Origin of the sequence: Nocardiopsis flavescens (assembly GCF_900141985.1) — a bacterium.
GTDB lineage: Bacteria > Actinomycetota > Actinomycetes > Streptosporangiales > Streptosporangiaceae > Nocardiopsis > Nocardiopsis flavescens.
The window spans coordinates 11318-36919 of sequence record NZ_FQZK01000006.1 but is presented as its reverse complement, the minus strand read 5'-3'; the positions used below and the strand labels follow the sequence as shown (position 1 = coordinate 36919).

11 protein-coding genes are annotated in these 25602 nt (G+C 77.7%); 9 read left to right on the top strand and 2 right to left on the bottom strand.

All coding sequences use genetic code 11. The features are described from left to right. Positions 1–9: 9 nt before the first annotated feature. Positions 10–3135, top strand: a complete 3126-nt coding sequence (locus BUE45_RS33810; RefSeq protein ID WP_073379058.1) for an ATP-binding protein — start codon at positions 10–12, stop codon at positions 3133–3135. Here BUE45_RS33810 and BUE45_RS12315 read toward each other — a convergent pair. Both BUE45_RS12315 and BUE45_RS12310 read right to left on the bottom strand, forming a co-directional pair. After that, positions 3125–3916 carry a peptidoglycan recognition protein family protein gene (locus tag BUE45_RS12315; protein ID WP_073379054.1) on the bottom strand — a complete coding sequence of 264 codons (792 nt, stop codon included), beginning with the start codon at positions 3914–3916 and terminating at the stop codon, positions 3125–3127. The genes BUE45_RS33810 and BUE45_RS12315 overlap by 11 nt on opposite strands. Before the next feature lie 322 nt (positions 3917–4238). Continuing rightward, positions 4239–4580, bottom strand: a complete 342-nt coding sequence (locus tag BUE45_RS12310) for a DUF3817 domain-containing protein (RefSeq protein ID WP_073379050.1) — start codon at positions 4578–4580, stop codon at positions 4239–4241. A 468-nt stretch (positions 4581–5048) separates the two neighbouring features. On the opposite strand from BUE45_RS12310, the gene BUE45_RS12305 reads away from it, so the two are divergent. From BUE45_RS12305 to BUE45_RS12270, 8 genes are all read left to right on the top strand, one after another. Then, positions 5049–5828 (top strand): SDR family oxidoreductase, encoded by a 780-nt coding sequence (locus BUE45_RS12305; RefSeq protein WP_073379047.1) that lies wholly within the window; start codon positions 5049–5051, stop codon positions 5826–5828. 44 nt (positions 5829–5872) lie between these two features. Then, positions 5873–7030, top strand: coding sequence for an isochorismate synthase (locus BUE45_RS12300; protein ID WP_073379042.1), 1158 nt, complete (start codon positions 5873–5875; stop codon positions 7028–7030). A gap of 1 nt (position 7031) precedes the next feature. Further along, complete coding sequence (locus BUE45_RS12295; protein WP_073379037.1) at positions 7032–8711, top strand: (2,3-dihydroxybenzoyl)adenylate synthase; 1680 nt, start codon at positions 7032–7034, stop codon at positions 8709–8711. Then, positions 8711–9370, top strand: coding sequence for an isochorismatase family protein (locus BUE45_RS12290; RefSeq protein ID WP_073379033.1), 660 nt, complete (start codon positions 8711–8713; stop codon positions 9368–9370). The genes BUE45_RS12295 and BUE45_RS12290 overlap by 1 nt, the downstream gene beginning before the upstream one ends. Before the next feature lie 41 nt (positions 9371–9411). Continuing rightward, positions 9412–10704 carry a lysine N(6)-hydroxylase/L-ornithine N(5)-oxygenase family protein gene (locus BUE45_RS12285; protein WP_073379554.1) on the top strand — a complete coding sequence of 431 codons (1293 nt, stop codon included), beginning with the start codon at positions 9412–9414 and terminating at the stop codon, positions 10702–10704. A 34-nt stretch (positions 10705–10738) separates the two neighbouring features. Next, positions 10739–10969 (top strand): phosphopantetheine-binding protein, encoded by a 231-nt coding sequence (locus BUE45_RS12280; RefSeq protein ID WP_073379029.1) that lies wholly within the window; start codon positions 10739–10741, stop codon positions 10967–10969. Between the two features lie 67 nt (positions 10970–11036). Beyond that, positions 11037–22160 (top strand): non-ribosomal peptide synthetase, encoded by an 11124-nt coding sequence (locus BUE45_RS12275; RefSeq protein WP_073379025.1) that lies wholly within the window; start codon positions 11037–11039, stop codon positions 22158–22160. After that, entirely contained in the window at positions 22157–25582 is a 3426-nt protein-coding gene (locus tag BUE45_RS12270) for a non-ribosomal peptide synthetase (protein WP_143173340.1), read from the top strand. Before BUE45_RS12275 ends, BUE45_RS12270 begins: the two co-directional genes overlap by 4 nt. Positions 25583–25602: the final 20 nt, after the last annotated feature.

Here is a 25602-nt window from a genome sequence, read left to right as displayed (position 1 = left end):
GGTGGGCGGATGCGCGTGGGGGTGTTGGGTCCGCTGGAGGTCCGGACCGGGGGCGGGGACCCCGTCGCGGTCCCCGACACCCGGGTGCGCGCCCTGCTGGTGCTCCTGGCGCTGGCCCGGGGCCGGCTGGTGCCCGCCGAGCGGCTCGTCGCCGCGCTGTGGGGCGACCGGCCGCCCGCCCGGCCCGCCGCCGTGCTCCAGGCCCGCGTCTCCCAGCTGCGCGGCGCCCTCGAACGCGCCGAACCGGGCGGGCGGGCCCTGGTCCGCCACCGGCCGCCCGGCTACCTGCTGGACGGCGCCGACCTCGACCTGGACCGGTTCGGGGACCTGCTGCACCGGGCCCGCACCGCCGCCCCGCCCCTGCGCGCCGACCTGCTCGCCCGGGCCCTGGACCTGTGGCGGGGGCCCGCCGCCTCCGGGTTCGCCGACCTCGAAGGCGTCCGCGAGGACGCCGCCCGCCTGGAGGAGCACCGGCTCACCGCGCTGGAGGACCTCGCCCAGACCCGCCTGGACCTGGGCGACCACGCCGGCCTCGCCGAGGCCCTCGCGGGCCCGGCCGGCGAGCACCCCTACCGGGAGCGGCTGCACGCCGCCCTGGTCCGCGCCCTCTACGCCGCCGGACGCCAGGGCGAGGCCCTCGCCCGCTACGAGGACGTCCGCGCCCGCCTGGCCGACGACCTGGGGGTCGACCCCGGGCCCGGGCTCACCGCCCTGCACCGGGCCGTCCTGGCCCAGGACCCCGCCCTGGCCCCCGCGCCCGGGGCGCCTGCCGCGCCCGCCGGGAACCTGCCCGCCCCCGCTACCGCCCTGGTCGGCCGCGACACCGAGGTCGCCGCCGTGCGCGGCCTCCTGGACCGGCACCGCCTGGTCACCGTCACCGGCCCCGGCGGGGTCGGCAAGACCAGCCTGGCCCTGGCGGCGGCCCGCGGCACCGCCGCCGATCCCGCGCTCCCGGTGGACCTGGCGGCCCTGGACCGCGACCCGTGCACCGCCCTGGCCACCGTGCTGGGCGTGCGCGACGGCGGGGGCGGCCTCACCGACCGGATCGCCGCCCTGCTGCGCGGACGCCCCGCCCTGCTGCTCCTGGACAACTGCGAGCACCTCGTGGACGAGGTCGCCGAGCTGACCGCCCGCCTGCTCGCCGCCCTGCCCGACCTGCGCGTCCTGGCCACCTCCCAGACGCCCCTGGCCGTGGCGGGGGAGTACGTGTTCCCGCTGGCGCCCCTGGAGGCGCCGGCCGACGACACCCCGGCCGCGCTGGCCGCCTCCCCCGCGGCCCGGCTCTTCCTCGCCCGCGCCGAGGCCGCGGGCGCCCGACCCGGGACCGACCCGGACACCACCGCCGCCGTCGCGGCGATCTGCCGCCGCCTCGACGGCATCCCCCTGGCCCTGGAACTGGCCGCCACCCGCCTGCGCCACCTGCGCGCCGCCGACCTGGCCGCCCGCCTGGACGACCGGTTCGCCGTCCTGGGCGCGGGCCGCCGGGACGCGCCCGCCCGCCAGCGCACCCTGCGCGCCGCCATCGACTGGAGCTGGGAGCCCCTCACCGGCCCCGAGCGCTCCCTGCTGTCCCGGCTGGCCGTCTTCGCCGACGGCTGCGGGCCCGCCGCGGCGGAGGAGGTCGGCGGGGCCTCCCTGGACGTGCTCGGCGCCCTGGTCGACCGGTCCCTGGTCGTCGCCTCCACCGGGCCCGGGGGGACCCGCTACCGGCTGCTGGAGTCCGTTGCCGCCTACGCCCTGGAGCGCCTGGCCGCCTCCGGCGAACAGGACCGGGCGTGCGCCCGCCACGCCACGTACTTCGCCGGCCTCGCCGCGCAGGCCGACGCCCGCCTGCGCGGCCCCGGACAGGCCGCCGCGCTCGCCCTGCTGGACCGCGAGGACGCCAACCTGCGCGCCGCCTCGGCGCACGCCGTCCGGACCGGCGACGCCGCCACCGCGCTGCGCCTGGCCGCCGACCTCACCTGGTACCGGTTCCTGCGCGGGCGCACCGCCCTCGCCCGCACCGAACTCGACGCCGCCCTGGCCCTGCCCGGCAACGGTGACGGGGACGGCGAGGGCGGCGGACCGCCGGAGCGGCGGGCGCGGGCGGCCGTGCTGCGGGCGGCCCTGGCCGAACACGCCACCGACGACGAGCGGTGGCGCCGGGACGCGGACGGCCTCCCGGCCCGCATCACCGACCCCGCGGAGCGGGCCCGGCTGTCCTGGTTCACCGGGTTCACCCGGCGCGGCCTGGGCGATCCGGCCGCCGCGGAGCGCCGCACCGCCGCCGTGCGCGACGCCGCCCGGGCCGCGGGGGACCGCTGGACCGCGGCCCTGGCCCGCGTCGACCTGGCCGTGGCCGCGTTCGGCCGCGGCGACCTGGCGGCCTCCCTGGCCGAGGGCCGCGCCGCCGAGGCCGACCTGCGCGTGCTGGGCGACCCCTGGGGGCTCCTGCTGGCCTCCGACGCCCTGGCCCAGACCGCCGAGGCGCTGGGCGACCTGGACGAGGCCGCCCGGCGGCACGCCGAGGGCCTGCGGATCGCCGAGGACCTGCGCCTGTGGCGCGCCGTGTCCCGGCACGCGGCCGGGCTGGGCCGCGCCGCGCTGCTCTCCGGCGACCTGGACCGCGCCGACGCCCTGCACGGGCGTGCGCTGCGGCTCGCCGAGGAGCAGGGCGACACCGTCGCCGCCCAGTACGCGGACGCGGGCATCTCCCTCACCGCGCGCCGGCGCGGAGACCTGGACCGGGCGGAGGCCTCCCTGACCCGGTGGCTGGAGTGGAACCGCCGCACCGACGGCCACATCGGCGCGGCGTTCATCCACACCCAGCTGGGATACGCGGCCGAGCAGCGCGGCGACCCGGAACGGGCCCTGGAACTGCACGCCCGGGGTCGGGAGCAGGCCCTGCTCAGCGGCGACCCGCGGGCGCTGGCCCTGTCCCTGGAGGGCGAGGCGGGGGCGCGCTCCCTGGCCGGGGAGCACACGGCCGCCGCGGAGCTGCTGGAGCGGGCCGCCGCGCTGCGCGAGAGCGCCGGCGCGCCCCTGACCGGGGTCGAGCGGTGGGACGTGGACCGCGCCCGCGCGCGCATCGCTGCGCGCGCGGACGCGGGGGACGGGGACGGCGAACGGGGAGCCGTCCCCGCGGTCAGCGGGTGATGTCGTCCGGGCCGTGCGCGGGCCCGTGGTCGAACTCCCGCCAGGGCGCGTCCGGGACGTCCGGGTAGGAGGGCCGCAGGTCCTCCGGGACCGGGCGGCCCGAGACTTCCACGCCCCGGGCCCGGAGCACGCCGGACACCGCGTTGCGCAGCTCGGGGAGCATCGCGTACAGCACGTCGCCCGGGCAGGCGGTCGCGTTGAAGTCGCGGTGTCCCAAGATCGCGGTCTGCGGGTTCAGCCCGTAGGCCGCGCACAGCCACGCCAGCGTCTCCACCAGCGAGTCGCGCAGCGGCTGGGTCGGCCCCTGCGCGGTGTAGGTGCCCTCGTTCTCGATGCCGATACAGGTGCTGTTGTTGTTGGCGACGTGGGCGCCCACCACGTGCTGGCCGGCCGCGACGGCGGGCAGCGTGCGGTCGCGGCCCTCCATCACGTGCCCGCCGCGGCTGATGGTGAGCTGCTGTCCGGCGTCCGACCAGCCGTTGGAGTCCATGTGGTGGTTCTGGATCGACCTGGACAGGGCCAGGGCGTGCTCCAGCGAGTGGTCGGTGCTGTTGGCGGTCGCCGTGTGGTGCACCACGATGTGCAGCGGCGGGTTCGCCAGGACCTGGATGGGGCTCGACGGGGGACGGGCGCCCCAGGCGGCGCGCGCGTGCACCGTGGGCGCCGCCGCGGCGGGGGAGGCCGGACCCAGCAGGGCGGCTCCTCCCAGCAGGGTGGCGCCGGTGGTGAGGGCGGCGCCGCGCAGGACGGTGCGCCGGTCGGGTCCGCGGGGATGTGACATGGGGGTCCTCTCACTTCTCACGGTTCGTGTCCGTTCCACTGCGGAATCGGAACACGCACCACTGCAACACGGCGGGCGAAAGATGGTCAAAGGGTGACCCGGTACCATTTCTGACCGGATCCGGTCAGCGATTCCCACCCGTGCAGTGGTGGCACGACGGCGCTCCGGGGTGTATCGCACAGGTCTTTATCGTCCGCCGTTCCCGGGTGTTTCCACGCCGTTTCGCACGCCATTCCCCCGCGTATTTCCCCGTGTATCGGAAAATGAAAAAGGCGCCCGCCCCCTCGCGAAAGGGGGCGGGCGCCCGGCGGCGCGCCGCGGCTCAGCCCACGGTCTCGGGGACGCGTTCGGCGCGCAGGCGCGGCAGCCGCCCGCTGCGGTGCAGCCACCAGTCCGCGACCAGCGTGAACAGGGGCGGGACGGAGGCGGCCAGGGCCAGCAGGGTGGGCCACACGCCCCAGCGCAGGTGCACGGCCGTGACCAGGCAGGCGGCCACGTAGGCCATGAAGGCGATCCCGTGCAGCATGCCGAAGACCTGCACGCCGATCTCGTTCCCGCTGCCGAGGTATTTGACGTACATGCCGGACAGGAGGCCGACCCAGGTCAGGGCCTCGACGACGGCGATGACGCGGAAGGCGAGCGCGTTCAGGGCGCGGATGTTCACGGATTCCCTCTGGTCACGGTGGTGCGGTCAGGAGTGCTCCCGCCACGGGGGTGCCGGGATCGGTCCCAGGCTAGGGCACGGTTCCGGACATCCGATTCCGGGGGGCACAGGTCCCCCTCTCCGGTGCCGTCCGTCCCGGGAACGCTCCCGGAAAGTGACAACCGCCTCACCTCCGCCACGTTTCGATGACGTTTCCGCTGCGCTTCGCGGTGGAGCGCGGCGGCGGCACCGTGCGGTCCCTCGGACTCCGAGAGACGCCGTGACCTGCGGCGACCGAGGGTCGGGCCGGGTCGTTGCGAGTGAGGTGAGCCTGACTCCGGACTCCGTGCGGCTCCGCGGCCTGTGGTCCGCGTCACCGATCGGCGGCTGTTGACACCGGGGCGCGGTCGGTCGGAGACTTGCCGCGGACTTCTTAGGTAAGCATTACCTAAGTGCGGGTCGAGGGCTCGATGAGAGGAGAAACCGCAGGTGAGCGAGAAGGGCATGCACGGCAGCGTCGCCGTCGTCACCGGCGCCGGCGGCGGCATCGGCCGCGCCATCGCGCTGGACCTGGCCGAGCACGGCGCCCGCGTCGCCGCCGCCGACATCGACCCGGCGGGCCTGGCCGCCACCGCCGACCTCCTGCGGGGGCGGGGCCACGAACCCCTCACCCGCACCCTGGACGTCGCCGACCCCGCCCGGGTCGAGGAGTTCTTCGACCACGCCGAAACCCTCCTGGGCCCCGTCGACACCGTCGTCCCGGCCGCCGGGACCCTGGCCACCGGACCGGTCGCCGACTGCTCCGACGAGGACTGGCACCGGATGCTCGCCGTCAACACCACCGGTGTCTTCGCCGTCGGCCGCGCCGCCGCCCGCCGCCTGGGCCCGCGCGGACACGGCAGCCTGGTCACCGTCTCCTCCAACGCGGGCGGCGTCCCCCGGGCCGGCATGGCCGCCTACGCCGCCTCCAAGGCCGCGGCCACCGCCCTCACCAAGAGCCTGGGCCTGGAGCTGGCCCCGCTCGGGGTCCGCTGCAACGTCGTCTCGCCCGGCTCCACCGACACGCCCATGCTGCGCGCCATGACCGCCGCCACCGGCTACGCGCCCCTCGTGGCCGGCGACCCCGCCGCCTTCAAGGTCGGCATCCCCCTGGGCCGGGTCGCAACCCCGCAGGACGTCGCCGCCGCCGTGCGGTTCCTCGCCTCCGCCGCCGCCCGCCACATCACCATGCACGAGCTCTACGTGGACGGCGGAGCGACCCTCCGCTGACCACCCCCACCCCTGCGCGCCCGACACGGAAAGGCCCCCGACCCATGCCCCAACGCGCCGAGACCCCCGCCGCGAACGCGGGCGACCTCCTCGCGGCCTACCGGCCCGGAGACTCCTTCCTCTCCTCGCCCGACGGAGTCCTGCACGGCAGCGGCGCGCTCGCCGTCCTGGACCGCGCGGACGCCCTCTCCGACGCCCTCGCCGACGCCGGGCCCGGCGCCCTCGCCCTGGGGGCCGTCCCCTTCGACGCCACCCGCCCCGCCCACCTGGTCGTCCCCCGCACCGTGCGCACCGCGCCGCCGCTGCGCGAGGGCGCCGCGGACCTCGCCTGGCGGGCCCTGCGCGGCGCCTGGACCCTGACCCCCGACCCGGCCCCGGACGAGCACACCGCCGCCGTCGGGCGCGCCGTCAAGCTCATGGCCGAGCAGCCCGACCTGCGCAAGGTCGTCCTCGCCCGCCGCCTGCGCCTCCAGGGCGACCGCGACATCGACATCCCCACCGTCCTGGGCAACCTGCTGCGCCGCGACCCCGACGCCCACGTGTTCGCCGTCGGCCTCCCCGAACGCGGCGCCGGACCGCGCACCCTCATCGGCGCCAGCCCCGAACTCCTCGTCTCGCGCCGCGGACGCGACGTGCTGTCCAACCCCCTGGCCGGCTCCGCCCCCCGCAGCGCCGACCCCACCAAGGACCAGGTCAACGCCGTCGGGCTGCTCACCTCCGCCAAGGACCGCCACGAGCACGCGGTCGTGGTCGAGGCCGTCGCCGACGCGCTCGCCCCCCACTGCTCCGACCTCGCGGTGCCGGCCGAACCCGAACTCGCCCGGACCGCCGCCCTGTGGCACCTGTCCACCCGGATCACCGGCCGCCTGCGCGACCCCGACACCCCCGCCCACGCCCTGGCCGCCGCCCTGCACCCCACCCCCGCCGTCTGCGGCACCCCCACCGGCCGCGCCTTCGACACCATCGGCGCCCTCGAACCCTTCGACCGCGGCTTCTACACCGGCGCCGTCGGCCACAGCGACGCCCGCGGCGACGGCACCTGGGTCGTCACCATCCGCTGCGCCGACGTCACCGGCCCCGACCTGGACCTGTTCGCCGGGGGCGGCATCATGCCCGAGTCCGACCCCGAGGCCGAGCTGGCCGAGACCTCCGCCAAGCTGCGCACCCTCCTGCTCGCCCTCGGCATCGACCGGACGGCCTGACATGCCCCACACCACCGCCGGCGCCGCCGACCCGCGCCGCCGCTTCGCCCCCCGGGGCTGGGTCCCCCACCCCGAGGAGGCCGCAGCCCGCTACCGGGCCGCCGGGTACTGGACCGGCGAGAACTTCGGCGCGTTCCTGCGCGAGCGCGCCCGGCGCTTCGCCGGCCGCACCGCCGTCGTCGCCGGGGACACCCGCCTGACCTACGCCGAGCTGGACGCCCGCGCCGACTCCCTGGCCGCCGGGCTGGCGCGGCTGGGCCTGGCCGAGGGCGACCGCGCCGTCGTCCACCTGCCCAACACCGCCGAGCTGCTGGAAGTCGTCTTCGGCCTGTTCCGGCTGGGCGCCGTCCCCGTCTACGCGCTGCCCGCCCACCGGCGCAGCGAACTCGTCCACATGGCCGCGGTCTCCGGGGCGCGCGCCCTGGTCACCTCGGGCCCGCACACCGGCCCCGACCACCGGACGCTGGCCCGCGAGGTCCGGGCGGCCGAGCCCGCCGTGGAACACCTGGTCATCGCCGGGGACCCGGGAGGGGACCCCGCCCTCACCGCCCTGGACGCCCTGCGCGCGGAGCCCGACCCCGCCGCCCTGGCCGACCCCCACCCCGAGGGGGTGGCCTTCCTCCAGCTCTCCGGCGGCACCACCGGCCTGCCCAAGCTCATCGCCCGCACCCACGACGACTACCTGTACTCGGTCCGGGCCAGCGCCGACATCTGCCGCCTGGACACCGATACCGTCTACCTCGGCGTCCTGCCCCTGGTCCACAACTTCCCCATGAGCTCGCCCGGGTTCCTGGGCGTGCTCCACGCCGGCGGCACCGTCGTCCTGGCCCCCGACCCCTCGCCCGCCACCGCCCTGGGCCTGGTCGAGGCCGAACGCGTCACTCACACCGCCGTCGTCCCGCCCCTGGCCCTGCTCTGGGCCGACGCCGTCGAACACGGCTCCCAGCGGGAGCGCGACCTGTCCTCGCTCCGGGTGCTCCAGGTCGGCGGCGCGCCCTTCGCCCCCGAGGCCGCCCGGCGGATCACGCCCGTCCTGGGCTGCGCCCTCCAGCAGGTGTTCGGCATGGCCGAGGGCCTGGTCAACTACACCCGCCACGACGACCCCGACGAGGTGGTCACCACCACCCAGGGCCGCCCCATCAGCCCCGACGACGAGATCCTCATCGTCGACGACCGCGGCGACCCCGTCCCCGACGGCGAGCCCGGCCACCTCCTCACCCGCGGCCCCTACACCATCCGCGGCTACTTCCGGGCCCCCGACCACGACCGGGAGGCCTTCACCCCCGACGGGTTCTACCGCACCGGGGACATCGTCCGCCGCCACCCCACCGGCTCCCTGACCGTCTCCGGGCGCGCCAAGGACCAGATCAACCGCGGCGGGGAGAAGGTCGGCGCCCAGGAGGTCGAGAACCACCTCCTGGCCCACCCCGCCGTCCGCGACGCCGCCGTCGTGGCCGTCCCCGACCGCTACCTCGGCGAACGCGTGCACGCCTACGTCATCGCCCGCGGCGAGCCCCCCGCCCGCGGCGCCCTCCCGGCCTTCCTGCGCGAACGCGGCCTCGCCGCGTACAAGATCCCCGACCGGATCGAGTTCGTGGAGGCCTTCCCGTCCACCGCCGTCGGCAAGGTCTCCACCCGGGACCTGCGCGGCACCGCCACCGACCACCACCAGGACCGCTGATGGCACTGCCCACCATCGACCCCTACCCGCTGCCCGCCCCCGGCGAGCTTCCCGCCAACAGGGCCGACTGGCCCCTGGAGCCCGACCGCGCCGTCCTGCTCGTCCACGACATGCAGCGCTACTTCCTCAGCCCCTACCGGTCCGACGCCGAGCCCCTGTCCCGGGTCCGCGCCAACATCGCCGACCTGTGCCGGGCCTGCCGCGACGCCGGGGTGCCCGTCGTCTACACCGCCAAGCCCGGCGGCATGACCCCCCGCCAGCGCGGCCTCGAAAGCGACTTCTGGGGCGCCGGCATGGAGGCCGTCGCCGAGCACACCGACATCGACCCCGCGCTCGCCCCCGCCGGGGACGACGTCCTGCTCACCAAGTGGCGCTACAGCGCGTTCGCCCAGACCGACCTGGCCGAGCGCATGGCCGCCCGGGGCCGCGACCAGGTCGTCGTCACCGGGGTCTACGCCCACATCGGCTGCCAGCTCACCGCCGCCGACGCGTTCATGCGCGACATCCGCCCGTTCCTGGTGGCCGACGCCGTCGCCGACTTCAGCGCCGACCACCACCGCTCCGCCCTGCTCTACGCCGCCGGGCGCTGCGCCCGCGTCCTGCCCACCGCGGACGCCCTGGCCGAACTGGGCGCCACCGCCGCCCGCACCGGGGCGTGACCGTGACCCCGCACGAGACCCGCCACGACGAAGGGACCACGGTGCCCGCAACAGACCGACCCGTCCACGACCTGGTCGGCGTGGGCTTCGGCCCCGCCAACCTGGGCCTGGCCATCGCCCTGGCCGAACGCGGGGCCGACGGCTCCGGACCCGCGCTCGACGGCGTCTTCCTGGAGCGCCAGGAGGCCTTCGGCTGGCACCGGGGCATGCTCCTGGAGGACGCCACCATGCAGGTGTCGTTCCTCAAGGACCTGGTGACCCCCCGCAACCCCGCCAGCGACTACGGCTTCCTGTCGTTCCTGCACCACGCGGGGCGGCTGCACGACTTCATCAACCACAAGACCCTGTTCCCGCTGCGCCGCGAGTTCCACGACTACCTGTCCTGGTGCGCCGACCGCGTCGCCGACCGGGTCCGCTACGGCCACGAGGTGGTGCGCGTGCTTCCGGTGCGCGGCGCCGGGGACCGCGTCGCCCACCTGGACGTGGTGGCCCGCGACGCGGACGGCGGGGAGGTCGTGCTGCGCGCCCGCAACGTGGTGTTCGCCCCCGGCCTGCGCCCGCGCATGCCCGAGGGCACCGGGATGTCCGACCGGGTGTGGCACAACGAGTACCTCCTGGACCGGCTGGCGGAACTGGGCCCCGAGGCGTCCCCGCACGCGTTCGTCGTGGTCGGCGCCGGGCAGAGCGCGGCCGAGGTCGTCGAGCACCTGCACCGGCGCTTCCCCGCCTCCCACGTGCACGCGGTGTTCTCCCGCTACGGGTACAGCCCCTCCGACGACAGCCCCTTCGCCAACCGGATCTTCGACCCCGAGGCCGTCGACGCCTTCCACACCGCGCCCCCCGACGTCAAGCGCCGGCTCAACGGCTACCACCGCAACACCAACTACTCCGTGGTCGACCCCGACCTCATCGACGCCCTCTACCGGCGCCACTACGCGGAGAAGGTCGAGGGAGTCCAGCGCCTGCACCTGCACAACACCGCGCGGGTCGCCGGGCTCGTCGAGGGACCCGAGGGCGTCGCCGTCGCCGTCGAGGACCTGGTCACCGGCAAGCAGACCCCCGTGGCCGCCGACCACGTCGTGTTCGCCACCGGCTACCACCCCGCCGACCCCCGGCCCCTGCTCGGCGACCTGGCCGGGCTGCTGGTCTCCACCGACGACGGCCTCCCCGCCGTCGAACGCGACCACCGGGTGGTCACCGGAGACGACCTCACCTGCGGGCTCTACCTCCAGGGCGGCACCGAGCACACCCACGGGGTGTCCTCCTCACTGCTGTCCAACGTGGCCACCCGCGCCGCCGAGATCATCGACTCCATCGCCGCCCGCACCCCCTGAACCGCCCGCCCGCCGCACGAACAGGAGGCCCCGCGTGGCCGCCGACCTCACCGCCGAGCGCCTGCTCGCCGACATCGCCGACGCCCTGGGCGAACCCGTCACCGACCTGCACCCCGACGAGGACCTCTTCGACCGCGGCCTGGACTCGGTGCGGCTGATGGGCCTCATCGAGACCTGGCGCGCCGCCGGGGCCCGCGGGGCCGACTTCGCGGACCTGGCCGAACAGCCCACCGCCGCCTCCTGGGCCCGCCTGCTCCGGGGCTGACCCGCCGCCCCGGACCCGCTGCCCCAGACCCGCCGTCCTTCCGCCTTCCGTGAGGAGCCCCCGAACCATGGCCGCCAACGACGTCACCCGGATGCGCCTGACCGGTGCCCAGGCCGGTGTCCGCTACGCCCAGCAGGCGGCACCGGAGAGCCCGGTGTTCAACGTCGGCCAGTACACCGACATCCCGGCCGACCTGGACACCGCGCGGTTCGCCGCCGCCGTGCGCTCCGTCGTCGCCGACACCGACGCCCTGCGCGCCGTGGTCGTCGGCGACGGCCCCGAGCCCCTCCAGGAGGTCGGACCGCACGTGCCGGGGGACGTCGAGGTCGTGGACCTGACCGGGGACGGCGGCGAGGACGGTGCGCGGGCCCGCGCCCGGGCCTGGGCCGACGCGGACCTGGCCCGGCCGGTCGACGTGACCGCCGGACCGCTGTACCGGTACGCGCTGCTGCGGGTGGGCCCCCGCCGGTGGCTGTGGTACCAGCGCTACCACCACCTGGCGGTGGACGCCTACGCGATCACGATGATCGCCCGCCGCGTCGCGGACGTGTACACGCGCCTGGGCGAGGGCCGGGAGATCGCGCCCTCCGGGTTCGGGCGGCTGGCCGACGTGGTCGCCGACGAGCAGGCCTACGCCGCCGGACCCCGGCGCGGGGCCGACCGCGCGCACTGGGCGCGCGTGCTCGCCGGCCGGCCCGCCCCGGCGCTGCTGTCCTGCGCGCCGCCCGCGCCCCACGCGGGCTTCCTGCGCGAACGCCTGGAGACGGCGGCCCCGGTCGCGGCCGGGCTTGACGCCCTCGCCCGGGCCGGCGGCGCGGGCGCCGGCGCGACCTGGGTGGACGCCCTCACCGGGGCGTTCGCGGCGTACGTGCACCGGCTGACCGGGGAGCGCGACCTGCTGCTGGGCGTCCCCGTCATGGGGCGGCTGGGCACCCCGGCCCTGCGCACCCCCGCCATGGTCGTCAACGTGCTGCCGCTGCGGCTGGGCGTGCACCCCGCCGACACGGTCCTGCGGGCCACCGCCGCCGCCGGGGCGGCCGGCCGCGCGCTGCGCGCCCACCACCGCTACCGGGCCGAGTGGCTGCGCCGGGACCTGTCGGCGGTGGGGGAGCGGTTCGGGCTGTTCGGGCCCGAGCTCAACATCAAGCTGTTCGACTACGCGCTGGAGTTCGACGGGCACCGGGCCGCCTCCACCACCCTGTCCGAGGGGCCGGTGGACGACCTGGCGCTGTCGGTCTACCGGCCCGCGGGCGGCGGGCTGGTGCTGGAGGCCAACGCCAACGCCGAACGCCACGACCGGGCCGGGGTCCGCGCCCGGCTGGCCGGGTTCGCCCGCCTGCTGGAGGGGTTCGCCGCCGCCGGCCCGGACACCCCGACGGCCGCGCTGGACACCGTCGACCCCGCCGCGGCGCGCCTGACCGCGCCCGGCGCCCCCGAACCCGCCGGGACCGGCCGCAACGGCGCGGCCACCACCGGCGACCGGCCGGCGGCGGGCGGGTCCGGCCCCGCCCGCCCGGCCGGTACCCCCTTCACCCCGGTCACCGCGATGCTGGCGCGGGCGCTGGCCGAGGACCCCGGGCGCACCGCGCTCGTGCACGGCCGCGAGCGCCTGACCCGGGAGGAGTTCCTGGCCCGGGTGGACGCGCTGGCCCGCCGCCTGCGCGCGCTGGGCGCGGGCCCGGAGCGGTTCGTCGCCCTGGCGCTGCCGCGCTCGGCCGACCTGGTCGTCGCCCTGTTCGCCGTGCTGCGCTCCGGCGCCGCCTACGTGCCGCTGGACCCCGGGCACCCCGCCCGGCGCACCGCGCACGTGCTGGAGGACACCCGGCCGGTGCTGGTGCTCACCCGCACCGACACCGCCGCCGCGCTCCCCGACACCGGCACCGCCCGCGTCGTGCTCCTGGACGCCCCGGACGCCCCCGAAGCCCGTGGGGGCGGAGAGACGCCCGAAAACGCCGCGCCAGCCCAGGACACCGGTGGGACCGCACGGGTACCCGGGGACGCCGTGACCGTTTCCGGTACGGGTGTGCCGCCCGGTGCCGGTGGTGCCGGCGCGGTGGGGGCGCGTGCCGCGGGCGTGCGCGAGGGCGCGGACGCCGTGGCCGTTTCCGGGACCGTCGGGACCACCGGCACGGGGGAGCACGACGGGGACCTCCCGTGGCCGCGGCCCGGGGACGCCGCCTACGTCATCCACACCTCCGGGTCCACGGGGCGGCCCAAGGGCGTCGTGGTGGAGCACCGCGCGCTCGCCGCCCTGGCCGGGGCCCAGCGCGAGCAGCTCGCCCTGCCCCCGCACTCCCGGGTCGGGCACATCGGGGCCTTCACCTTCGACGCCTCCTGGGACACCCTGCTCGGCCTCGTGCACGGCCACGAGTTCCACCTCGTCGACACCGACCTGGTCTTCGACCACGCCCGGCTCGGCGACTACCTCGCCGAACACCGCATCGACCATCTCGATACCACCCCCGCCTACCTGTGGACCCTGCTGGAGAGCGGGCGGCCCCGGCACGTCCCCCGCCTGCTCACCTTCGGCGGCGAGGCCTGCCCGCAACCGCTCTGGGACCGGCTGTGCGCCCTGCCCGGCGTGCGCGCGCTCAACTTCTACGGCCCCACCGAGAACACCGTCGACGCCCTGGTCGGCGACGTCGCCGACACCCCCGACACCGCCATCGGCCACCCCGTGGCCGGGGTCGGCGCCCTCGTCCTGGACGCCGCCCTGCGCCCCGTCCCGCCCGGCGTCCCGGGCGAGCTGTACCTGGACGGCGACCGGCTGGCCCGCGGCTACCTGGGCCGCCCCGGCCTGACCGCCGAGCGCTTCGTCGCCTCCCCCCTCGGCCCGCCCGGCGCCCGCATGTACCGCACCGGCGACCGCGTGGCCGTCGCCCCCGACGGCGCCGTCCGCTACCTGGGCCGGGCCGACGACCAGGTGCAGGTCCGCGGCCACCGGGTCGAGCCCGGCGAGGTCGACGCCGCCGCCCAGACCCACCCCGGCGTCGCCCGCTGCGCCACCGTCGCGCGCACCGGCCCCTCCGGCGCGGTCCGCCTCGTCGCCTACGCCATGGGCTCCGCCGCCCTCACCGAGGAGGCCCTGCGCGCCCACCTGGCCGCCCGGCTGCCCGACCACATGGTGCCCGCGCGCATCGTCGTCCTGGACCGGCTCCCGCTCAACTCCAGCGGCAAGGTCGACCGCGACGCGCTGCCCGACGCCCCCGGGCCCGTACCCGCGGCCGAGGCCGCCGACCCCGTGGCGCGCACCCTCGCCGCCCTGCTCGGCGAGGTCCTGGGCTCCGCCGTCGGCGCGCACGACGACTTCTTCCGCCTGGGCGGCGACAGCATCCTCGCCATCCAGGCCGTCAACCGGGCCCGCGCCGCCGGCCTGGAGATCACCGTCCGCGACGTGTTCGAGGCGCCCACCCCCGCCGCCCTGGCCGCCCGCGCCCGCACCGGGGAGGCCGCCGCCCCCGGGGACGACGACCCCGTGGGCCCGATCACCCCCACCCCCGTGGCCGCCGCCCTGCTGGACCAGGGCCCGCCCCCGGCCGGGTTCACCCAGGCCCAGGCGCTGTGGACCCCGGCCGGCCTCACCGCCGGCACCCTGGAGCGGGCGCTGGCCGCGGTCGTCGCCCACCACGGCGCCCTGCGCCTGCGCACCCGCACCACCGCCGGGGGCACCGCCCTGGAGGTCCCGCCCGCCGCCGACGCCCCCGCCGTCCACCTCGAACGCGTCGCCGCCGAGCCCGACGACGACGCCGTCGCCACGGCCGCCGCCCGCCTGCGCGCGCACATCGACCCGGAGGCGGGCCGCACCCTGGCCGCCGCGTGGTTCGACGCCGGGCCCGACCGCCCCGGGCTGCTGCTCCTGCGCGTGCACCACCTCGCCGTCGACGGCGTCTCCTGGCGGGTCATCGGCCCCGACCTGGCCGCCGCCGTCACCGCCCTGGACGCCGGCCGCGCCGTCGACCTGCCCGCCGCCGGGACCTCGCTGCGCCGCTGGACCGCCCTGCTCGCGCAGGAGGCCCGCCGCCCCGAACGGGTCGCCGAACTCGACTACTGGCTGGCCGTCACCGATCCCGCCGCCCACCGCCCCCGGGGCTCCCGGCCGCTGGACCCGGCCCGCGACACCGTCGCCGGCCGCCGCGTCCTCGACCTGGTCCTGGACCCCGACCTCACCCGCGCCGTCCTCACCGGACCGGGCGCCCGCCACCGCGTCAACGCCGAGGACGTGCTCCTCACCGCCCTCACCCTGGCCGGGACGGACCAGGGCCGCCTGCTGGTCGAGGTCGAGGGCCACGGCCGCCGCGACCTGCACGCCGACGCCGACCCCGCGCGCACCGTCGGCTGGCTCACCAGCGCCCACCCGGTCGCCCTCGACCCCCTCGGAACCGACCCGGTCCGCGCCCTCAAGCGCACCAAGGAGATGCTGCGCGCCGTCCCCGGCCACGGCCTCGGCCACGGGCTGCTGTCCCGCCTCAACCCCGACACCGCCCCCCTCCTGGCCGGCCGCGCCCGTCCCGACGTGCTCTTCAACCACCTGGGCCGGTTCGGGGCCCCCGGCACGCGCCCCTTCGAGGCCGCCCCCGTCACCGCCCGCGTGATGCTGGGGGAGGACCCCGGCCAGCCCCTCACCCACGGCCTGGAGCTCGGATCGTCCGTCCACGAGGGACCCGACGGCCCCCGCCTGCACCTGTCCTGGCGCTGGGCCCCCGGCCTCTGGGACACCGCCGGGGTGCACGCCCTGGCCGACGCCTTCACCGAGGCGCTGCGCGCCCTGGCCGAGGCCGCCGACGCCCCCGGCCCGCACGCCCTCACCCCCTCCGACGTCCCCCTCGTCGACCTGGACCAGGAGCGCGTCGAACGCATCGAACGCGCCTGGGCCGACCGCTCCGGCGACCCCGGGGCCCGCCTCGCCGACCTGTGGCCGCCCACCCCGCTCCAGGCCGGGCTGGTCTTCCACGGCCTGTACGGCGGCGGCCACGACGCCTACACCGCCCAGTCCGTCACCCGGGTCCGCGGCCCGCTGGACCCGGAGCGGCTGCGCGCCGCCGCCGACGCCCTGCTGCGCGACCACCCCGGCCTGCGCGCCGGATTCCTCGCCGACGGCGGGGACCTGGTCCAGTTCGTGCCCGCCGCCGTGTCCGCCCGCTGGAGCGGGACCGACCTGTCCGGCGCCGACGACCCGGAGGCGGAGCTGGACGCCCTGTGCGCCCGCGAGCTGGCCACCCCCTTCGACCTCGCCCACCCGCCGCTGATCCGGTTCACCCTGGTGCGCCGCGCCGACGACGACCACACCCTGGTCGCCACCGACCACCACACCCTGCTCGACGGCTGGTCCACCCCGCTGTTCCTGCGGGCGCTGTTCGACCGCTACGCCGACCCGGCCACCCCCGCCCCCGCCCTCGGGTTCCGCGACCACCTGGCCCGGCTCGCCACCCGCGACGCCGACGCGGCCGACGCCGCCTGGCGGGCCGAACTGGGCGGACTGGACGGCCCCACCCTGCTCGCCCCCGGCGCCCCCGCCCACGGCGGCGCCGGACAGGAGGTCCTCACCGGCGCCCTGGCCCAGGAGTCCACCGGGGCGCTCACCGCCGCCGCCCGCGACCTGGGCGTCACCGTCAACACCCTGGTCCAGACGGCCTGGGGGCTGGTGCTGGGCGGCGCCACCGGCCGCACCGACGTGGTCTTCGGCGCGACCGTCTCCGGACGGCCCGCCGACCTGCCCGGGGTGGAGTCCATCCTCGGGCTGTTCATCAACACCGTCCCGGTCCGGCTGCGCACCGCCCCCGGCACCCCGGTCGCCGACCTGGCCCGCGACCTCCAGCGCCGCCAGGTCGCCCTGGCCGAGCACCACCACACCGCGCTCACCCGCACCCAGGAGCTGGCCGGGACCTCGCCCCTGTTCGACACCCTCCTGGTGTTCGAGAACTTCCCGGCCCGCGACGCCCTGGCCGACCGCGACCACGCCGGGGTGCGGCTCACCGACGTGCGGGTGCAGGACGCCACCCACTACCCGGTGTCCCTCAACGTGTTCCCGGGCGAGCGGCTGGGCCTGCGGCTGTGCCACCGCCCCGACGCCGTGGACGCCGCCACCGCCCGCACCCTGCTGGAGCGGCTGCGCACCACCCTGGCCGCGATCGCCGCCGACCCCGGGCGCACCGTCGCCGCCACCCCGGTCACCACCGGCGCCGAACGCGCCCTCGCCCAGGCGCCCAACGCCACCGCACGCCCCATCGACACGGACCGGCCCTGCGACTCCCTCACCGCCTGGGCCGTGCGCACCCCCGACGCGGTCGCCGTGGTCGACGCCGGGGGAGAGCACACCTACGCCCGGCTCGCCGCCCGGGTCGAGCGCGTCCTCGCCCTGCTGCGCGCCCACGGGGTCCGCCCCGGCGAGGTGATCGCGGTCGCGCTGCCGCGCACCGTCGACCTGGTGGCCGCCCTGCTGGCCGTCCAGCGCCTGGGCTGCACCTACCTGCCGCTGGACCCGGAGTTCCCGGCCGACCGGACCGCGTACATGCTCGCCGACTCCGGGGCGACCCTGATCGTCACCGGGGGCGGCACCAAGGCCCCCGCCGGTTCCCCGGTCTCCGTCCTGGACCTGGACGCCTCCGGCCCGGTCGCCGTGCCCGCCGACGCCGACGCGCACGGCCCCCTCGCCTACATCCTCTACACGTCCGGGTCCACGGGGCGTCCCAAGGGCGTGGTGGTCTCGCACCGCAACCTGGCGAACTTCCTGACCGACATGGGGGAGCGGTTCCCGCTGGAGCCGGGGGAGCGCTGGCTGGCGGTGACCACGGTGGGGTTCGACATCTCCGCCCTGGAGCTGTACCTGCCGCTGCGGTTCGGGGCGACGGTCGTCCTGGCCGACAAGGACACCGTCCGCGACCCCCGGCTCCTGGCCGGGCTGCTCGAACGCAGCGGGGCCACCATCGCCCAGGCCACCCCGTCGCTGTGGCGCTCCCTGACCGAGCACGACCCCGCCGTCCTGGACGGCCTGCGCGTCCTGGTCGGCGGCGAGGCGGTCCCGGCCGACCTGGCCGCGGTACTCGCCACCCGCGCGGAGGCCGCCCACAACGTGTACGGGCCCACCGAGACCACGATCTGGTCCACCACCGCCCCGCTCACCGCGGACGGCCCGGTCACCATCGGCCGCCCCGTCGCCAACACCCGGGTCCACGTCCTGGACGCGGCGCTGCGCCCGGCCCCGGCCGGCGTCCCCGGCGACCTGTACATCGCCGGGGAGGGGGTGGCGCCGGGCTACCACGGCCGGCTGCCGCTGACCGCGGAGCGGTTCGTCGCCGACCCCTTCGGCCCGCCCGGGAGCCGGATGTACCGCACCGGTGACCTGGCCAGACGCAACACCGACGGCACCCTGGACTTCCTCGGCCGGGCCGACTTCCAGGTCAAGGTGCGGGGCTTTCGCATCGAACCCGGCGAGATCGAGGCCGCCCTGGGCGCGGTCGAGGGCGTCGCCCAGGCCGTGGTCACCGCCCCCGCAGACCCGGACGGGAACGCCCGGCTCGTCGCCCACCTCGTGCCCGACCCCGACGCGCCCGCACCCGCTCCGGCCGCCCTGCGGGCCCACCTGGCGCGGAGCCTGCCCGACTACATGGTCCCGTCGGCGTTCGTCCCGGTCGACGCGTTCCCCCTCACCGCCAACGGCAAGATCGACCGCAACGCCCTGCCCGACCCGGGCTCCCCGGACGGCGGCGGAGACGGCCGCGGCGGGCGCCGCGCCCCCGCCACCCCCGGCGAGGAGATCCTCTGCCACCTGTTCGGCGACGTCCTGGGCCGCGACGGCGTCGGACCCGACGACGACTTCTTCGCCCTGGGTGGGCACTCCCTGCTGGCCACCCGCGTCGCCGCCCGCGCCCGCACCCTGCTCGGCGCCGAGGCGGGGGTGCGCGACCTCTTCGAGGCGCCCACCCCGGCCGCCCTGGCCCGCCGCATCCGGCAGGCCGGGCCCGGCCGCCCGCCGGTGGTGCCGCTCCGCGACGGGCGCCCCCGCCTGTCCCACGCCCAGCGCAGGCTCTGGCTCATCGACCGGGTCCACGAACCCGGCGGCGCCTACAACGTCCCGCTGGCCGTGCGCGTCGCCGACCCGCTCGACGAGGACGCGCTGCGCGCCGCCGCCGTGGACCTGGCCGAACGCCACGAGGTGCTGCGCACCGTCGTGCGCGCCGTCGCCGACGAGCCCGAACCCGTCCTGCTGGACGCCGGCGCCGTCGCCGCGCACGTGCGCGCCGAACGCGTGGAGGGGGACCTGGACGCCGCACTCGCCCGGATCACCGCCCTGCCGTTCGACCTGGCCGCCCGCCCGCCGCTGCGGATGCGCCTGCTCACCGGCCCCGGTGTCGGGGACGGGTGCGTGCTGCTCCTGGTGCTGCACCACCTGGCCGCCGACGAGTGGTCCTTCGGCCCGCTGCTGGCCGACCTGGACACCGCCTACCGGGCCCGCCTGGACGGCCGGGCCCCGGGGTGGGCCCCGCTGCCGGTGCGCTACTCCGACTACGCCGCCGCCCGCGCCGACCTGCTGGGCGGGGCCGCCGACCCCGACAGCCCGCTCGCCGCCCTCCTGGAGCACTGGAGGCGGGCCCTCCAGGGCCTGCCCGACGAGCTGTCCCTGCCCACCGACCGGCCCCGCCCCGCCGTGGCCTCCCACCGCGGCGGCCTGGCCGGGGTGCCCGTGGACCCCGACCTGGACGCGGCCCTGCGCGGGCTGGCCGTGAAGCACGGCGTCACCGTGTTCATGGTCGTGCAGGCCGCCGTGGCGGTGCTGCTGCACCGGCTCGGCGCCGGGGACGACATCCCGCTGGGCAGCCCCGTCGCCGACCGCGCCGACGAGGGCACCCAGGACGCCGTCGGGTTCTTCCTCAACACCCTGGTCCTCCGCCTGGACCTGGGCGGACGCCCCACCTTCGCCGAACTCCTGGAGCGGGTGCGGGCCGTGGACCTGGCCGGGTTCGCCCACGCCGACGCCCCCTTCGACGCGGTCGTGGAGGCGCTGGCCCCCGGGCGGTCGGTCAGCCGCCACCCGCTGTTCCAGACCATGGTGTCCCACCAGCGGCGCCCTGCCGGGGCCGGCGCCCTGTTCGGGTCGGCCACGCACCTGCTGGAGACCCCGCTGGACACCGCCCGGTTCGACCTGGAGTTCGCCTACATCGAGGACCCCGGGCGCGGGAGCCGGCTGGCGCTCAACTTCTCCGCCGACCTGTTCGACCCCGGCAGCGCCGAGCGGATCGTCCGCCGCCTGGTGCGGGTGCTCGCCGCTGCCGCCGCCGACCCGGACCTGCCGGTCGCGGACATCGGGGTGCTGGAGGACGGCGAGCGGGAGCGGTTGGCCGCGTCCCACGCCACCGGCGCCCCGATCACCGCGCCCCGGCCCTGCGACGCCCTCGCCGCCTGGGCCGCGCGCACCCCCGGCGGGACCGCCGTGCGCGACGCCGCCGGAGAGCACGCCTACGCCGCGGTGCAGGCCCGGACGTGCGAGGTCGCCGCGCTGCTGCGCGCCCGCGGGGTGCGCCCCGGCCAGGTGGTGGCGGTCGCGCTGCCGCGCACCGCCGACCTGGTCGCCGCCCTGCTGGCCGTGCAGCGGGTCGGCGGCGTGTACCTGCCGCTGGACCCGGAGTTCCCGGCCGACCGGACCGCGTACATGCTCGACGACTCCGCGGCCGTGCTGCTGGTGACCGGCGGCGGGACCGCCCCGCCCCCGGGGACCGCCGTCCCCGTCCTGGACCTGGACACCGCCGGGCCCGTCACGGGCGCCGGGGAGGACCCCGAGGCGTGGGACGCGCGGACCGGCCCCGACCGCGCCGCGTACATCCTCTACACGTCCGGGTCCACGGGGCGTCCCAAGGGTGTGGTGGTCTCGCACCGCAACCTGGCGAACTTCCTGACCGATATGGGGGAGCGGTTCCCGCTGGAGCCGGGGGAGCGCTGGCTGGCGGTGACCACGGTGGGGTTCGACATCTCCGCCCTGGAGCTGTACCTGCCGCTGCTCTCCGGCGCCACCGTGGTGCTGGCCGACAAGGACACCGTCCGCGACGGCGCCGCCCTGGGCGAGGTGCTCGCCACCGGCGGCATCGGCACCGTCCAGGCCACCCCCACCCTGTGGCGGATGCTCCTGGAGACCCGCCCGGAGGCGCTGGACGGGCTGCGGATCCTGGTCGGCGGCGAGGCGCTGCCCCCGGACCTGGCCGAGGCGCTGGCCTCGCGCGCCGCCTCCGTCACCAACGTGTACGGGCCCACCGAGACCACGATCTGGTCCACCACCGCGCCCGTGTGCCCCGAAAGCCCCGTCACCATCGGCCGCCCCATCGCCAACACCCGGGTGCACGTCCTGGACGCCGGACTGGCCCCCGTCCCCACCGGGGTGCCCGGCGACCTGTACATCGCGGGGGAGGGGGTGGCGCCGGGCTACCACGGTCGCCTGCCGCTGACCGCGGAGCGGTTCGTCGCCGACCCCTTCGGTCCGCCCGGGACGCGGATGTACCGCACCGGCGACCTGGCCCGGCGCAACCCGGACGGCACCCTGGACTTCCTCGGCCGGGCCGACTTCCAGGTCAAGGTGCGGGGCTTTCGCATCGAACCCGGCGAGATCGAGGCGGCCCTGGGCGCGGTCGAGGGCGTCGCCCAGGCCGTCGTCTCCGCCCGCGCGGACGACGCCGGGCACCACCGGCTCATCGCCCACGTGCTGTCCGACGGCACCGCCGACGACACCGGGCTGCGTGCCGCCCTGGCGGCCTCCCTGCCCGACTACATGATCCCGTCGGCGTTCGTCCCGGTGGACGCGTTCCCCCTCACCGCCAACGGCAAGATCGACCGCAACGCCCTGCCCGACCCGGACCCGCACACCGGCCGCACCGTCGGCCGCGCGCCCGCCACCGACGCCGAACGCGCCCTGTGCGCGGTCTACGCCCATGTCCTGGGCCTGGACCGGGTCGGCGCCGACGAGGACTTCTTCGCCCTGGGCGGCGACAGCGTCCTGACCCTGCGCCTGGTCGGCGCCGCCCGCAAGGCGGGCTGGCAGGTCACCGGACGCCAGGTCTTCCGCCACCCCCTGGTCGCCGACCTGGCCGCCGTCGCCGTCCCCGCCCCCGACACTCCGCCCGAACCCGCGGCACCGGAGGAACCCCTGATCTCACTGGCCCCCGACCAGATGGACCGGCTCGCATCGATGTGGAGGAGGCGGCGATGACCGCGCAGGAGAACACCGGGGCGATCGCCGACGTCCTGCCGCTGGGCCCCCTCCAGGAAGGGCTGCTCTTCCACCACGTCCTGGCCGGCGGCGACGGCACCGGGGACGTCTACAACCTCCAGGTCCGCCTGGAGCTGCTCGGGCCCGCCGACCCCCGCCGGCTGCGCCGTGCCGCCGCGGCGCTCCTGGAGCGCCACCCCCACCTCGGCGCCGGGTTCTGGCACGAGGACCTCGACGAGCCCGTGCAGTTCGTCCCCGCCGACACGGACGTGGACTGGCACCTCACCGCCCTGCCCGCCGAGGGCGCGCAGGCGGCCGAGGACCGGATCGCCGACGCCGAGTTCGCGCACCGGTTCGACCTGGCCGCCCCGCCGCTGCTGCGCTTCCACGCGCTCACCGACGGGCCCGACCGCACCGTCCTGGTGGTCACCGCCCACCACATCCTGCTGGACGGCTGGTCGCTGCCGCTGCTGGTCCGCGACCTGCTGCGGCTCCACGCCGGCGGGCCCCCGCCCGGGCCCGCGCCCCGCTACCGGGACCACCTGGCCCGGCTGGCGCACCGCGACCGCGACGCCGACCGGGCCGCCTGGTCCGCCGCCCTGGCCGGACTGGACGGCCCCACCCTGCTCGCCCCCGGCGCCGGCCCGGCCGGGACGCCCCGGCGGATCGAGCGCACCCTGGACGCGGGGACCGCGAAGCGGCTGCGCGCCCTGGCCGCCGCGGCCGGGACCGGCGTCAACACCGTCCTCCAGGCGGTCTGGGGCCTCACCCTGGGCGCCGCCACCGGCCGCACCGACACGGTCTTCGGACAGCCCTTCTCCGGGCGGCCCGCCGACCTGCCCGGCGCGGGGGACATGGTCGGCCTGTTCACCAACACCCTGCCGGTCCGGGTACGCACCCGCCCGGGCGAGACCGCCCTCGACCTGCTGCGCCGCCTGCACCTGGCCCAGGCCGACCTCCTGGACCACCACGGGGCGGGGCTCGCGGAGATCCAGCGGGCCGCCGGGCACGGCACCCTCTTCGACACCCTCCTCGTCGTCGAGAACTACCCCCTCGTCCCCGCCGGGGCCGATACGGGCGGGCCGCGCCCGGGGCGGGTCCGCGTGCGCGACGCCACCCACTACCCGGTGGTCCTGACCGCGCTGCCCGACGAGGGCCTGCTCCGCCTGGACCACCGCGGCGTGCCCGAGGAGGACGCCCACCAGGTTTTCGACCTGTTCGCCCACCTGCTCGCACGCGTCCTGGACGCGCCGGACCGGCCGCTGCGCGCCCTGGACCCGCTCACCGCGGACCAGCACGCCGCCCTGCGCCGCCACAACGACACCGCCGCCCCCGGCCTGCGCACCACCCTCACCGCCCTGCTGGCCCCCGCGGCGGCCGTCCACGCCGACCGCACCGCCGTCGTCGACGGCGGGCGCACCCTGACCCACGCCCGCCTGCACGACGACGCCGGGCGGCTGGCCGCCCTGCTCGCCGGGCACGGCGCCGGTCCTGAGAAGGTCGTGGCCGTGGCCCTGCCGCGCGGCGCCGACCTGGTCACCGCGCTCCTGGCCGTGGTCCGCACCGGCGCCGCGTACCTGCCGCTGGACACCGACCACCCGCCCGCCCGCCTGGCGGACACGGCCGCTCGCGCCGGGGCGCTGGCCCTGGTCACCGACACCGCCACGGCCCCCGTGCTGGCCGCCGCCCTGGCCGGCGGCCCCGCGGTGCCGGGGGCGCCCCCCGGGGTGCGCCCCGCAGGCCCGGACGCCGGGGACCCCGCTGCCGGAGGTGCCCCGGCCGGGGACACCGTCGTGCCCGGTGCCGGCGGCGGGTCCGGTGCGCCCGAGGGCGCCCGTGGCACCGTCGTGCCCGGCGGCGCCCGTGGCGCCGGCGTGCCCGGGGACCCCGGGCCCGCCGGCGCCACGGGCGGCCGCATTCCGGTGGTGGAGGTGGACGCGGCGGCGACACGGGAGCGCCTGGCCGCCGCCGACCCGCTGCCCTGGGCCGACCCCCACCCGGACGGCCTCGCCTACACCGTCTTCACCTCCGGCTCCACCGGTCGCCCCAAGGGCGTCGGCGTCACCCACCGCGCCCTGGCCAACCGCCTGGAGTGGACCCAGGACCGGTACCGGCTCACCCCCGCCGACCGCGTCGCGCAGAAGACCCCGATCGGCTTCGACGTCGCCGTGTGGGAGTTCTTCTGGCCCCTGGCGGCAGGCGCGGCCATCGTCACCGTGCCGCCCGGCGGCCACCGCGACCCCGCCCTGCTCGCGGACCTGTTCGCCGACCGCGGCGTCACCGTCTGCCACTTCGTGCCGTCCCTGCTGCGGCCCTTCCTGGCCGAACCCGCCGCCGCCCGCGCCCGCGACCTGCGCCTGGTCATCGCCAGCGGCGAGGGCCTGCCCGCCGACCTGGCGCGCGACTTCGGCCGGGTCCTGCCCGGGGCGGGGCTGGAGAACCTCTACGGCCCCACCGAGGCCGCCATCGACGTCACCTCCCACACCGCCGGCCCCGACGCCTGCGGCGCGACCGTGCCCATCGGCGCCCCCGTCCACAACACCGTCCTGCACGTCCTGGACCCCTGGCTGCGCCCCGCGCCCCCCGGCGTGCCCGGAGAGCTGTACCTGGGCGGCGTCCAGCTGGCCCGCGGCTACCTGGGCCGCCCCGGCCTGACCGCCGAGCGGTTCGTCGCCGACCCCTTCGGCGACGGCGGGCGCCTCTACCGCACCGGCGACCTCGCCCGGCGCCTGCCCGACGGCACCGTCGTCCACCTCGGCCGTACCGACGACCAGGTCAAGATCAACGGCGTGCGCGTCGAGCCCGGCGAGATCGAGGCCGCCCTGGCCCGCCTGGACGGGGTCGCCTCCGCCGCCGCCACCGTGGCCGCCGGCCCCGGCGGAGCCCCCCGCGTCACCGCCTACGCCGTCCCCGCCGCCGGAGCGGACCCCGACCCCGCCGCCCTGCGCGGTGCGCTGGCCCGCGTCCTGCCCGCCGCCATGGTCCCCGCCGCGGTCCTGCTCCTGGACGCGCTCCCCCTCAACGCCAACGGCAAGCTCGACCGCCGGGCCCTGCCCGACCCCGGCCCCGCCGTCCCCGCCGGGGGAGGGGGCCGCCCGCCGCGCACCTCCGGGGAGGAGACCCTGTGCGCGGCCGTCGCCGACGTCCTGGGCCTGGACCGGGTCGGCGCCGACACCGACTTCTTTGCCCTGGGCGGCGACAGCATCACCGCCATCCGCCTGGTCTCCCGCGCCCGCGGCGCCGGGCTGGAGTTCACCGTCCGCGACGTCTTCGACCACCGCACCCCCGAGCGGCTCGCCGCCCGCGCGGTGCCCGCCGCCCCCGAGCCGGACCCCGTGCGCGACGGGGAGGACCCCTTCGCCGGCCTGCTCGACGCCGAGGGCGCCGACGCGCTCCACCGGCTCCGGGAGGGCGACGCGTGAGCCCCCGACCCACCCCACCC

Excerpts from the sequence above, each read along its gene's own strand:
- BUE45_RS12290 (WP_073379033.1), top strand. The coding sequence starts at position 8,711 with ATGGCACTGCCCACCATCGACCCCTACCCGCTGCCCGCCCCCGGCGAG.
- BUE45_RS12275 (WP_073379025.1), top strand. The coding sequence starts at position 11,037 with ATGGCCGCCAACGACGTCACCCGGATGCGCCTGACCGGTGCCCAGGCC.
- BUE45_RS12295 (WP_073379037.1), top strand. The coding sequence starts at position 7,032 with ATGCCCCACACCACCGCCGGCGCCGCCGACCCGCGCCGCCGCTTCGCC.
- BUE45_RS33810 (WP_073379058.1), top strand. The coding sequence starts at position 10 with ATGCGCGTGGGGGTGTTGGGTCCGCTGGAGGTCCGGACCGGGGGCGGG.
- BUE45_RS12315 (WP_073379054.1), bottom strand. The coding sequence starts at position 3,916 with ATGTCACATCCCCGCGGACCCGACCGGCGCACCGTCCTGCGCGGCGCC.
- BUE45_RS12300 (WP_073379042.1), top strand. The coding sequence starts at position 5,873 with ATGCCCCAACGCGCCGAGACCCCCGCCGCGAACGCGGGCGACCTCCTC.
- BUE45_RS12270 (WP_143173340.1), top strand. The coding sequence starts at position 22,157 with ATGACCGCGCAGGAGAACACCGGGGCGATCGCCGACGTCCTGCCGCTG.